Genomic DNA, 12,289 nt, shown 5'->3' on the forward strand with positions numbered 1-12,289 from the left:
GAAATGTTTTATCAAATTTGTTGACTAAATGTCAAAATCTAAACATTGAAAAAAACCTTGTATTTTGTATATAATACAAAATCAGATATTTGGAATAAATATCTTGATAACCTTCATAAAATTATAAGTCCGACTACATATTCATGTGATCTTTGTAGTCTTACTCATGGTAATTTTTCTGAAAAAAAGGAATGGAAGAGTTTTAGAGAAAATTCAAATTATAAATTCGTTTTTATGTATAAAGATGAGTTTTTGAGAATGTATTCCTGTTTGGGAGATAAGAATTTTGGATTTCCTATTATTTTTCAAAAGCAAGGAGAAAAGATTGATGTACTATTTGATTCAAAAGAGATATCATCTTTAAACTCTGTAGAAGAATTGATAGAATTTCTGAAAAAGAAAATGAGTTAAGATTTTTTTAGCTGCGAATTAATTTCTGTTATGTAGTTAAGAACATCTTCTTTGCCTAACCCAGAAGAAGATGAGGTGATAAAATAATTAGGCATTTCTTCCCAATATTTGAGCATTTCTTCAGTGTAAGCATTTATTTGAGCGGGTAATTTATTTTTTGAAAGCTTATCGGCTTTTGTGAAAATAATAGAAAATGGTATTTGATTTTCTCCTAACCATTGCATAAACTCAAGATCTATTTTTTGTGGTTCATGACGGCAATCCACTAAAACAAAAGCGCTAACCAATTGTATGCGTTTAGAGAAGTACGCAGTAATAAATTTCTGAAATACTTTTTTTGAAGACTTAGATACTCTTGCATATCCGTATCCTGGTAAATCAACCAAAAACCAAGCCTTATTGATAATAAAATGATTAATCAATTGCGTTTTTCCCGGTCTTCCAGATGTTTTAGCAAGACTTTTGCGAGTAGTAAGCATGTTGATTAATGAGGACTTGCCAACATTAGATCTGCCTATGAATGCATATTCAGGGAGTTTATCTTTAGGACATTTGGCAACATCGCTATTACTCATTACAAATTCAGCGCTACTAATCTTCATAGTATCAAATCAATTATGATTAGAAGTTACGTTCTTGTAACCAATTGTATAGTAAACGGTTAAATTCTTCGGGATGCTCCATCATAGCAGCATGACCACACTTGTCAATCCAGTATAAATCAGAATCAGGTAATAAACGATTAAAATCATCTGCAACTTCTGGAGGAGTAACATTATCATTTTTCCCCCAAATAATACAAGTTGGGGTATTCATGTTTGGTAAATCTTTTGCCATGTTATGCCGAATAGCGCTCTTAGCAATTGCAAGAGTTCTAATTAATTTATTTCGATCATTAACAGTAGCGTATACTTCATCTACAATTTCTTTGGTGGCAATTTCGGGGTCATAGAATACATTTTCTGCTTTAACTTTAATGTATTCATAGTCACCTCGTTTTGGATAACTCTCTCCCATGGCACTTTCATAAAGGCCAGAACTTCCGGTTATAACCAAGCCTTTTACTTTTTCGGGAAACATTTTGGTGCATAAAAGTGCAATGTGTCCTCCTAGAGAATTACCTAGAAGTATAACTTCTTTATCACCATATCCTAAATGATCTATAAAATCTTTAAGGTACCTGGCATAGGTACTAACTTTGGTTTTTAGTAAAGGTAAAGTGTATACAGGGAGCTCAGGAATCAGTACCTTATATCCGTGTTCAGGGAAGTAAGAACTAACACCTTCAAAATTACTCAAACCACCCATCAATCCGTGTAGAATGATAATTGGTGTGCCTTCCCCTAAATCTAGATAACTAAATTTTCCGTCTTTTTTTAATTCGTGCTTCATTAATACTTCTTACAAGAATTAAAAGCAAATATAGCATTTTCATAATTAGTTTTGGGTTTTTTTATTAATACTACAGAATGATTTTTTATATTTTTTTTTACGGCCTATTATTTCTATCTCAAATTAGGTGAAACCAAGAATTCACAAGTGTTACCGTAGTGTGCTGATAAACAAAATCTTAAAGTTTTTAGTAGTTGTGGCTTTATTGTTTAGAAGACAATTTATTAACAATGTGGTAAATTGTGGTAAAAAGTGGTAATTTTTTCAATATATTTGACTAATTAAACGTTTAGGGAAATAAAAGTGGTAAATCTAATCGGCACATACGAGTGTAAAGCAGACGCTAAGGGACGTCTGATGATGCCTGTGGCTTTTAAGAAGCAACTCTCGCCGGTGCTACAAGATGGATTTGTATTAAAAAGAGCTGTTTTTCAATCTTGTTTGGAGTTGTATCCAATGGCAGAATGGAATCTTTTGATGCAAAAAATTAATAAACTCAACCGCTTTAAAAAGAAAAATAATGATTTCATCAGAAAATTTACTGCTGGTGTAAAAGTAGTTGAAATTGACGCTGCTGGTCGACTTTTGATTCCAAAAGATCTGGTTGGCTTTGCAGGGATTACTAAAGATTTGGTGTTATCATCTGCTGTAAATATTATAGAGATTTGGGACAAAGATCAATATGAAAAGGCAATTGATGATGCAGCTGTTGATTTTGCAGATTTGGCAGAAGAAGTAATGGGTTTTGATGACGAAATAGATCATGATTGATAGTGTTGATAGAAGTTAAAGCGCTTATTCTGATAAGATTAGTAGAGGTTAGGCTTTTATTTAGACTGTTAAAACTAGAAAAGAAAAGATGAGAGAGATGGAATATCATAACCCGGTTTTACTTAAAGAAACGGTAGATGGATTAGCAGTGAAGCCAAATGGAATCTATGTCGATGTCACATTTGGTGGAGGAGGTCATTCTAGAGAAATTCTGAAGCGATTGGGGCCAGAAGGTAAATTGTTTGCTTTTGATCAGGATCAGGATGCTTTAGAGAATGCGATTGATGATGATCGATTTACTTTAATAAACGAAAACTTTAGGTTTATTAAACGATTTCTACGATTCTATGGGGTTAGAAAAGTAGATGGAATCTTGGGGGATTTTGGGGTTTCTTCACATCAGTTTGATGTAGCAGATAGGGGCTTTTCTACTAGGTTTGAAGCAGATCTGGATATGAGAATGAATCAAAACGGAGAAATATCAGCTTATCATGTAATCAATGAATACGATGAGTCTGATCTAAGGATGATGTTTTTGCAATATGGAGAATTGAGAAGTGCTCCTAAGCTAGCAAGAGCGATAGTTGGAGCCAGAAAAGAAGAAAGTTTAAAAACCAGTGTAGAATTAAAAGAAGTGCTTAGGCCGTTTTTGCCAAAACATAAAGAACATAAAATACTGGCACAGATATATCAAGCGATTAGAATCGAAGTAAATCAGGAGATTGAAGCTCTTAAAGAGTTTTTAGTACAAACAACAGAGCTCTTGGATGTCGAAGGAAGAATTAGCCTGATCTCTTATCATTCTTTAGAAGATAGGTTGGTAAAGAGATTTATACGTAGCGGGATGTTTGAAGGAGAGCCGGAAAAGGATTTATATGGTAACGTATCGGTACCTTTTAAAAAAGTAGGAGGATTGATAGTTCCGGATAAAGAAGAAGTTAAAGAAAATAATAGAGCACGAAGTGCTAAACTGAGAATAGCCGAAAGAATTTGAAGCAGACAATTTATGACATATTAAAAGGTAAGTTTCTTATTGCAGATGATGCAATGAAAAACTGGAGAATGTTATTGTTTCTTTCTTTTTTGGCAATAATAATGATTGCAAGTTCACATAATGCAGAGAGTAAGGTGCATGAGATTGCTAGATTGAATAATGAAGTTAGAGAATTAAGGACACATTTTGTAGATGGAAAAACCGAATTGATGAGATTGAAGATGGAGTCATCAATAATTAAAAAGATGACGCAAAAAGGGCTAAAACGCCCCGAAAGACCTCCTAGAAAAATAATAGTAAAAAAGTAAACTGTTGGCAATAAAAGAAAAAAACATATTAAACCGATTGTATTTCATAGCAGCGTGTATGTTCATCTTTGCAATAGCAGTATTGGTCAAGTTAGTGAATATACAGTTTGTAGAAGGGGATATGTATCGTAAGAAAGCTCAGGAACGAGTTTTTAAAACCTTTGATATCCCTGCGAACCGAGGTAACTTGTATGATAGTAAAGGAAACCTCTTAGCAACATCTGTTCCTAAGTATGATATACGATTTGATGCATTGGCAGTTAATGATAAGGATTTTAGAGCACATATTAAACCACTTTGCATAGCGTTGTCCAAAGAATTTGGAAAACCAGTTTCATATTATGACAAAATTATAAGAACTGCAAGAGCGAATAGAAATAGATACTTGTTGTTACGAAGAAATTTAGGGTATTCTCAGTATATGAGAGTTAAAAAATTCCCTTTGTTCGAATATGGAGCTAATCGAGGAGGATTAATAGTAGAGCAACGTACAGTAAGAGAACATCCTATAGGAAAAATAGCTGAACGTACAGTAGGGTATGAAAGAAGGGATGAACATGGGTATTATACCAGAGTAGGCTTAGAAGGGGCTTATGGACCATTTTTAAGAGGGAAAGAAGGGAAACGAAAAAAGCAAAAAATAGCAAAAAACCAATGGAAACCTATAGGGGATGCTAACGAAGTAGAACCGCAAGATGGGTATGATGTTATTTCTACTATTGATGTAAATATACAGGATATCGCACATCACGCATTACTGGCTCAACTTGAAACATTTGAAGCAGAGCATGGCACTGTAGTGGTAATGGAAACTAAAACCGGAGAGATAAAAGCGATTTCTAATCTGGGACGCACCAATGCAGGGAAATATTATGAGAAACTTAATTATGCAGTTGGAGAATCTCATGAACCGGGATCTACATTTAAATTGATGACAATGGTTGCTGCTTTAGAAGACAGAGTTATTGATTCGAGTTATGTAGTAGATACAGAAAATGGTCGTGTAAAGTTTTATGATAGAATTGTAAAAGATTCTAAATGGGGAGGATATGGAAAAATATCTGCAGCAAAAGCATTTGAGTTATCATCGAATACTGCTTTTGCTAAGATGATTAATGAAAATTATAAAGATAATCCCAGAAAGTTTGTAGATCGATTAATTAATATGGGGCTTGGAGAAACGCTTGGATTGGCAATTAAAGGAGAAGGAAAACCTAAAATTCCTTATCCAGGGGATAAAGATTGGTACGGAACCACATTGCCGTGGATGGCACATGGTTATGGTGTTGCAATTACGCCATTACAAACATTGGTTTTTTATAATGCAATCGCTAATGATGGCGAAATGGTAAAACCTAGATTTATTAAAGAAGTCAAAACATGGGATAAAACCAGGGAGAGGTTTGATAAAGAAATTCTTAATCCAACAATATGTTCTAAAGAAACTGCAAAAATTGTTCAGGAGATGATGAAGAACGTGGTTAAGAGAGGAACAGCAGATAATATCCGTACTAATAATTTTGGTATTGCAGGCAAAACAGGCACATGTTGGGGAAATTATGGGAAAGACAAAGAACGTGAATATATATCATCCTTTGCCGGCTATTTTCCATCTGATAAACCTATTTACTCTTGCATTGTAGTGGTGCATAAACCAAATAAGAAAAAAGGATATTATGGTAGTGAAGTTGCTGCTCCGGTCTTTAAAACCATTGCTACAAAAATATATAATGATATACCAGTAATTGATGAGGTTTCTTATGCTGTTGTTGAAAGTAAATCAGTTGTAAATAGTTATGAGAAGTATTATCAGAACGCTCAAAAATACAAGACTATAATGCCTAATGTAACAGGTATGCCAGCTATGGATGTGATCTCTCTTTTAGAAAATATGGGACTGAAAGTCGAATTAAAAGGATCAGGAAGAGTGAAAAAACAATCTATAGAACCAGGAACTAAAGTAAAGATAAACCAAACAGTGAGATTAGAATTATCGTGATAGAGTTAAAAGACATTCTATATAAGGTATCGATTAATGCCGTAGTTGGTAATACAACAATGAGCATTAATAAGATTGAATTCGACTCACGAAAAGTCGAGCAAGATGATGTGTTTGTAGCTATTAGAGGCTCTGTTTCAGATGGTCATGATTTTATAGAAAAAGCCGTTGATCGAGGAGCTCTGGTTGTGATCTGCGAAAAGGTTCCGAATATTGCAGTTAGTGGTGTAACCTATGTAGAGGTCGAAGATACGCAATCTGCATTGGCAATTATGGCGTCTAATTATTATGATTCTCCTTCCGGAAATCTAAAACTAGTTGGAGTGACAGGTACCAATGGTAAAACAACAATTGCATCTTTATTATATCAGCTTTTTAAGAAAGCGGGATTTAAAGTGGGCTTGTTGTCTACAGTAAAAGTTGTAGTAGATGCCAAAGTTTATGATGCGACACATACTACTCCGGATTCTTTAACTATTAACTACTACCTAAAAGAAATGAATAATGCAGGGGTAGAATATTGTTTTATGGAAGTTAGTTCTCATGGGATACATCAAAAACGTACAGAAGGATTAGATTTTGCCGGAGGAATCTTTACGAACCTGTCTCATGATCATTTAGATTATCACAACACATTCAAAGAATATCGTGATGTAAAGAAAACATTTTTTGATGAGTTGCCGGCAAAAGCTTTTGCATTGGTTAATAAAGATGATAAAAACGGAAGTTTTATGATTCAAAATACTAAGGCAAAACAACATACTTATGCTTTAAAATCCTATGCCGATTATAGAGGTCAAATTTTAGAAAGTAGCTTAGAAGGGTTATTGCTAAAGTTGAATGATCATGAAGTCTGGGCAAAATTAATAGGCAGTTTTAATGCATACAATCTACTGGCAATTTTTGGTACAGCCGAATTATTAGGACTCGAAACCTTAGAAACCCTTCAGCTATTAAGCGACTTGCAAAGTGTAAGTGGTAGATTTCAATATATGATCTCTGATGAAAAAATTACAGCAATAGTTGATTATGCTCATACACCCGATGCATTAAAAAATGTGTTAGAGACTATTAATGATATTCGAACCAATAATGAAACATTGATTACAGTTGTAGGATGTGGTGGAGATAGAGATAAAATGAAGCGACCTGTGATGGGAAACATTGCAGCAAGACTTAGTAATAAAACAATTTTTACGAGTGATAATCCCAGGACAGAAAATCCAGATCAGATTATAGAAGATATCGAGAAAGGAGTAGAGCCGCAGGATTATAAAAAAACACTATCAATTACAGATAGAAAACAAGCTATTAAAACTGCATGCCAATTAGCAAATAAAGATGATATCATTCTTATTGCTGGTAAAGGGCATGAAACCTATCAGGAAATTAATGGAGAACGAACCGATTTTAATGATTTTGAAATTGTCAAACAAGAACTAAAAAAACTAAATAAATAAATCCTTGACTCTCTTAAAAAAGAGGTAGAGGTAGTAACTTATGCTATACTATCTATTCGAATATTTGGAAAGCGAATACCAGTTCCCCGGGGCGACGTTGTTTCAGTTTATCACTTTTAGGGCAGCAATGGCAATAATTTTGTCGCTATTAATCTCTACAATTTATGGTAAACGAATCATAAATTTTCTTAGAAAAAAACAGATGGGAGAAAGCATTCGTGAGCTTGGTCTGGATGGTCAAGCCGAAAAAGCTGGTACACCAACCATGGGAGGAATTATTATTATTCTGGCAACTCTGGTGCCTGTATTGCTGTTTGCTAAACTTGATAATATATACGTAATCTTATTGATCGTTACTACATTATGGATGGGAGTTATTGGTTTTACAGATGATTACTTAAAAATAAAAAGAAAAGATAAAGAAGGGCTGGCAGGAAAATTTAAGATAATAGGACAGGTTGGACTTGGGCTTATTGTAGGATGTACAATGTACTTTCATAATGATATTACTATCAAAGAAGAAAAAGTAAAATCAGAAACAGAGCAAGTTGTAAATACCGGAGAAGAGGTGTCCGATTTTAATCCCGCTATAAAATCTACAAAAACTACGATACCTTTTTTTAAGAATAATGAGTTTGACTATTCAGATTTGATTACCTGGATTAGTCCTGAAATGGAAAAATATGCTTGGTTAATTTTTATACCTATTGTCATTTTTATTGTTACGGCCGTATCAAATGGAGCGAATCTAACCGATGGGATTGATGGTCTTGCAGCAGGCTCATCTGCAATTATGGTATTAACATTAGCTCTTTTTGCATGGGTGTCTGGTAATATTATTTTTTCAGACTATCTCAATGTGATGTATATCCCAAATTCTGGAGAAATGACCATCTATATTACTGCATTTGCAGGGGCATTAGTAGGGTTTCTATGGTATAATACGTTTCCGGCTCAGGTCTTTATGGGAGATACAGGTAGTCTTACTATAGGAGGAATAATAGCAGTAATTGCAATCGCAATACGTAAAGAATTTTTGATCCCAATTTTATGTGGCATCTTTTTTATTGAAACCGTATCAGTAATGATGCAGGTGAGTTGGTTTAAATATACCAAAAAGAAACATGGAGAAGGAAGAAGAATATTTCTAATGTCTCCATTGCATCATCACTATCAAAAAAAAGGAATACATGAAAGTAAGATCGTTACTAGATTCTGGATTGTCGGCATTTTCATGGCGATTATAGCAGTGATTACATTAAAAGTTAGATAGTATGAAAAGGCTGGTGGTGCTGGGAGCAGGAGAAAGTGGAGTAGGAACTGCTATTCTGGGTAAAAAAGAAGGGTTCGATGTTTTTGTTTCAGATAAAGGAATAATTACAGATCAATATAAAGAAGTTCTTAGAAATTTTGAAATCGAATGGGAAGAACAACAGCACACAGAAATTAAAATTCTGAATGCAGATGTTGTTATGAAAAGCCCTGGAATTCCTGATACAGTAGCATTAATAGTAAAGCTGCATAAAAAAGGAATTCCTGTAGTGTCTGAGATAGAATTCGCTGCAAAATATACAACCGCTCAGATTGTTGGTGTTACCGGGAGTAATGGAAAAACTACCACCACAATGCTTACACATTATGTGCTTCAGCATGGTGGATTAAAAGCCAATATGGCTGGTAATATAGGAGATAGTTTTGCAAAACAAGTAGCAGAAAATGATGCTCCTTTTTATGTGCTTGAGCTAAGTAGTTTTCAACTAGATGGGATAAAGGATTTTGCTCCGCATATTGCTGTTCTTACAAATATTACTCCAGATCATTTGGATCGATACGAATACAAGTTTGAGAACTATATAGCGTCAAAATTCAGAATTGCAATGAATCAAAATGAAAATGATTATTTCATTTATGATGCAGACGATACTGTAATAACAGAATATTTAAAACAACATCCCGTTCGCTCAAGATTACTGCCTTTTTCATTGACCAAAAAGGTAGAAAATGGAGCATATTTAGAAGAAGAAAATATAACAATAATAATAGATAACAACAAAGTAATCATGCCAACAACAAATTTAGCATTAAAAGGAAATCACAATGTAAAAAACGCTATGGCCGCCGCTACAGTATCACAATTGTTAAAAATTAGAAAAGCGACCATTAGAGAGTGCCTGGAGAATTTTCATGGAGTAGAACATAGATTAGAAGATGTATTAAAGATTAATAATGTACAATACATTAATGATTCTAAAGCGACAAACGTAAATGCTACTTTTTATGCTTTGGATGCTATGAAATCGGCAACAGTTTGGATTGTTGGCGGAGTAGACAAAGGAAATGATTATACAGAATTGTATTCACTGGTTAATGAAAAAGTAAAAGCTATTATTTGTTTAGGAGTAGACAACTCCAAGATTATTAATGCATTTGGAAATTGTGTGGATAATATTATAGAAACACAATCGATGAAAGAAGCTGTAAATATGGCGTATAAAATAGCGGAGAGAAATGAAAATGTACTGTTATCTCCAGCGTGTGCAAGTTTTGATTTATTTAAAAACTACGAAGAAAGAGGGAGACAATTTAAAGAAGCAGTAAGAGAATTGTAATAAAAAATACAAAAAATTAATAGTAAGAATGACTAAAGTACTAGCAAATATAAAAGGGGATAAGGCGATCTGGGCGGTAGCAGCTTTGTTGGCACTGTTTTCGTTCCTACCTGTATATAGTGCTAGTAGTAATTTGGCATATTTGTATGGAGGTGATGGGGATACTTTTAGTTTTTTGGTTAAACATTTTGCACATCTTGTTTTAGGTTTTTTGATCATGTATGGTGTGCATAAGATACCTCACCATTATTTCAAAGGACTTTCTATTATCATGATACCAATGGTGATTGTACTGTTGTTAATCACATTGGCGCAGAATACAACAGGCGGAGGAACAAACGCAAGTAGGTGGATTCGTTTACCATTTGTTGGTGTAGGTTTTCAGCCTTCTACTCTGGCAGCAGTAGTTTTAATGGCTTATGTAGCTAGATATCTTTCAAAAATTAAAGATAAAGCAGTTACTTTTAAGGAAACATTATTGCCATTGTGGTTACCTGTGTTTTTGGTACTAATGTTGATTTTGCCTGCCAATTTTTCTACTGCAGCAATCATATTTTCAATGGTAATTGTTTTGGTATTTCTAGGAGGATATCCGCTAAAATATATTTCGGTGATCTTAGGGTCCGGACTTTTGATACTTACTTTTTTCATTTTGTTTGCAAAGGCATTTCCGGGAGTTTTTCCAAATAGGGTAGATACTTGGGTAAGTAGAATAGAAAATTTTACAGACAATAAGGATACTCAGGAAGATTATCAGATAGAACGTGCAAAAATTGCAATTGCCAGAGGAGGAGTTATTGGTACAGGCCCTGGTAAAAGTGTACAGAGAAACTTTTTACCACAGTCATCATCAGATTTTATTTATGCAATTATTATTGAAGAATGGGGGTTTGTTGGAGGAGTTTTTCTAATGTTATTATACATATTGTTATTATTGAGGTTGGTGATTGTTGCTCACAAAAGCGCAGATATTTTTGGTAAGTTATTAGTTATGGGGGTTGGTTTGCCTATTGTTTTTCAGGCGTTCATAAATATGGCAGTTGCTGTAGAGTTGTTTCCGGTAACGGGGCAAACGCTACCACTTATTAGTAGTGGGGGAACATCAATTTGGATGACCTGCCTGGCAATCGGTATTGTATTAAGTGTAAGTAGTAAAAGAGAAACTAGTATAGAAGAAGAACGAATAAAAGAAAAAGAAGAGGACCCTTTAGAGGTTTTGAGTGAAGTTTTATGAGCAAAAAGCTAAGAATCATATTATCTGGAGGAGGCACAGGAGGACATATCTATCCTGCAATAGCTATTGCTAATGAAATACGTGACAGATACCCAGATACTTCTATTTTGTTTGTAGGAGCAAAGGATCGTATGGAGATGCAAAAAGTACCGCAAGCTGGATATGAAATTGAGGGATTGTGGATTAGTGGTATTCAAAGAAAGCTAACGTTGAGTAATTTGTTGTTTCCGATAAAACTATTAAGCAGTCTGTGGAAATCCAGAAAAATTATAAAAAAATATAATCCAGATGTAGTTATAGGAACCGGGGGATTTGCAAGTGGGCCATTATTAAAAATGGCAAACTCAAGAAAGATTCCAACCGTGCTTCAGGAACAAAATTCGTTTCCGGGGATTACCAATAAATGGTTGTCGAAAGGAGCCAGTAAGATTTGTGTTGCTTATGATAATATGGAAAAGTTTTTTCCGAAGAATAAAATCATAAAAACAGGAAATCCTGTTCGTCAGGATTTGCTAAATACTAAAGAAAAGAGAGATCAGGCCATTACAAAATATACCCTTGATCCAGAAAAGAAAACAATTTTGATTATTGGAGGAAGTCTGGGAGCAAGAAGAATTAATCAATTGATCGAAAAAGAACTTGGTTTTTTTGCAGGAAAAGAGATTCAGTTACTTTGGCAATGTGGGAAACTGTATTATTCAGATTATAAACAATATACAAGTCAAAAGGATGTGCAAGTACATGAGTTTTTAGAGACTATGGATTTGGCATATGCAGCTGCAGATGTTATTATATCAAGAGCTGGTGCAAGTTCGGTTTCAGAATTATGTATTGTTGCTAAACCAACATTATTTATCCCTTCGCCAAATGTAGCCGAAGATCATCAAACCAAAAATGCGAAAGCAATTGTTGATAAAAATGGAGCTGTAATGTTAAAGGAAAGCGAACTCGATAATAAGTTTGAGTATACGATTTCAGAATTACTAGATTCAGAAAATGTACAAGCCAAACTTTCTGAAGGAATAAAAGAATTGGCCTTGCCTAATGCTACTTCGGATATAGTAGATGAGATTGAAAAATTAATGCAAAATAAAGCAGTAAGAAATTAGAA

12 protein-coding genes are annotated in these 12,289 nt (G+C 34.2%); 10 read left to right on the top strand and 2 right to left on the bottom strand.

The window, feature by feature from the left end; genetic code table 11:
• Positions 1–45 precede the first annotated feature (45 nt).
• Positions 46–411, top strand: a complete 366-nt coding sequence (locus NNH57_RS04565; RefSeq protein WP_074408473.1) for a hypothetical protein — start codon at positions 46–48, stop codon at positions 409–411.
• Here NNH57_RS04565 and yihA read toward each other — a convergent pair.
• Together yihA and NNH57_RS04575 are read right to left on the bottom strand one after the other, a co-directional pair.
• The gene (gene yihA / locus NNH57_RS04570) at positions 408–1,013 is read right to left on the bottom strand and encodes a ribosome biogenesis GTP-binding protein YihA/YsxC (protein WP_074408472.1); all 606 of its coding nucleotides are present in this window, start codon (positions 1,011–1,013) and stop codon (positions 408–410) included. The two genes, NNH57_RS04565 and yihA, sit on opposite strands and share 4 nt — an antisense overlap.
• A 19-nt stretch (positions 1,014–1,032) precedes the next feature.
• Positions 1,033–1,803 carry an alpha/beta fold hydrolase gene (locus NNH57_RS04575; RefSeq protein ID WP_074408471.1) on the bottom strand — a complete coding sequence of 257 codons (771 nt, stop codon included), beginning with the start codon at positions 1,801–1,803 and terminating at the stop codon, positions 1,033–1,035.
• Between the two features lie 303 nt (positions 1,804–2,106).
• Between NNH57_RS04575 and mraZ the strand changes: the two genes are divergently transcribed.
• The 9 genes from mraZ to murG all read left to right on the top strand — a co-directional run bounded on the left by mraZ (position 2,107) and on the right by murG (position 12,287).
• Complete coding sequence (gene mraZ / locus NNH57_RS04580) at positions 2,107–2,574, top strand: division/cell wall cluster transcriptional repressor MraZ (RefSeq protein ID WP_025665067.1); 468 nt, start codon at positions 2,107–2,109, stop codon at positions 2,572–2,574.
• 97 nt (positions 2,575–2,671) lie between these two features.
• Positions 2,672–3,568 (top strand): 16S rRNA (cytosine(1402)-N(4))-methyltransferase RsmH, encoded by an 897-nt coding sequence (gene rsmH, locus NNH57_RS04585; RefSeq protein WP_074408597.1) that lies wholly within the window; start codon positions 2,672–2,674, stop codon positions 3,566–3,568.
• Complete coding sequence (locus NNH57_RS04590; RefSeq protein ID WP_025665065.1) at positions 3,565–3,876, top strand: FtsL-like putative cell division protein; 312 nt, start codon at positions 3,565–3,567, stop codon at positions 3,874–3,876. The genes rsmH and NNH57_RS04590 overlap by 4 nt, the downstream gene beginning before the upstream one ends.
• A 4-nt stretch (positions 3,877–3,880) precedes the next feature.
• Positions 3,881–5,875 (top strand): penicillin-binding protein, encoded by a 1,995-nt coding sequence (locus NNH57_RS04595; RefSeq protein WP_074408470.1) that lies wholly within the window; start codon positions 3,881–3,883, stop codon positions 5,873–5,875.
• Positions 5,872–7,335, top strand: a complete 1,464-nt coding sequence (locus NNH57_RS04600; RefSeq protein WP_108808341.1) for a UDP-N-acetylmuramoyl-L-alanyl-D-glutamate--2,6-diaminopimelate ligase — start codon at positions 5,872–5,874, stop codon at positions 7,333–7,335. The genes NNH57_RS04595 and NNH57_RS04600 overlap by 4 nt, the downstream gene beginning before the upstream one ends.
• A gap of 40 nt (positions 7,336–7,375) precedes the next feature.
• Positions 7,376–8,608, top strand: a complete 1,233-nt coding sequence (gene mraY, locus NNH57_RS04605) for a phospho-N-acetylmuramoyl-pentapeptide-transferase (protein ID WP_074408468.1) — start codon at positions 7,376–7,378, stop codon at positions 8,606–8,608.
• A 1-nt stretch (position 8,609) separates the two neighbouring features.
• Positions 8,610–9,944 carry a UDP-N-acetylmuramoyl-L-alanine--D-glutamate ligase gene (murD, locus tag NNH57_RS04610; protein ID WP_074408467.1) on the top strand — a complete coding sequence of 445 codons (1,335 nt, stop codon included), beginning with the start codon at positions 8,610–8,612 and terminating at the stop codon, positions 9,942–9,944.
• A gap of 28 nt (positions 9,945–9,972) precedes the next feature.
• The gene (locus NNH57_RS04615; RefSeq protein WP_074408466.1) at positions 9,973–11,178 is read left to right on the top strand and encodes an FtsW/RodA/SpoVE family cell cycle protein; all 1,206 of its coding nucleotides are present in this window, start codon (positions 9,973–9,975) and stop codon (positions 11,176–11,178) included.
• Complete coding sequence (gene murG, locus NNH57_RS04620) at positions 11,175–12,287, top strand: undecaprenyldiphospho-muramoylpentapeptide beta-N-acetylglucosaminyltransferase (protein WP_074408465.1); 1,113 nt, start codon at positions 11,175–11,177, stop codon at positions 12,285–12,287. Before NNH57_RS04615 ends, murG begins: the two co-directional genes overlap by 4 nt.
• Positions 12,288–12,289 lie beyond the last annotated feature (2 nt).

Source organism: Aquimarina spinulae (genome assembly GCF_943373825.1).
GTDB classification, from domain to species: domain Bacteria; phylum Bacteroidota; class Bacteroidia; order Flavobacteriales; family Flavobacteriaceae; genus Aquimarina; species Aquimarina spinulae.

What these genes read in the sequence shown, in the direction of transcription:
- yihA (WP_074408472.1), bottom strand. Translation starts at nt 1,013, where the DNA reads ATGAAGATTAGTAGCGCTGAATTTGTAATGAGTAATAGCGATGTTGCC.
- NNH57_RS04575 (WP_074408471.1), bottom strand. Translation starts at nt 1,803, where the DNA reads ATGAAGCACGAATTAAAAAAAGACGGAAAATTTAGTTATCTAGATTTA.
- rsmH (WP_074408597.1), top strand. Translation starts at nt 2,672, where the DNA reads ATGGAATATCATAACCCGGTTTTACTTAAAGAAACGGTAGATGGATTA.
- mraY (WP_074408468.1), top strand. Translation starts at nt 7,376, where the DNA reads ATGCTATACTATCTATTCGAATATTTGGAAAGCGAATACCAGTTCCCC.
- murD (WP_074408467.1), top strand. Translation starts at nt 8,610, where the DNA reads ATGAAAAGGCTGGTGGTGCTGGGAGCAGGAGAAAGTGGAGTAGGAACT.
- NNH57_RS04615 (WP_074408466.1), top strand. Translation starts at nt 9,973, where the DNA reads ATGACTAAAGTACTAGCAAATATAAAAGGGGATAAGGCGATCTGGGCG.
- murG (WP_074408465.1), top strand. Translation starts at nt 11,175, where the DNA reads ATGAGCAAAAAGCTAAGAATCATATTATCTGGAGGAGGCACAGGAGGA.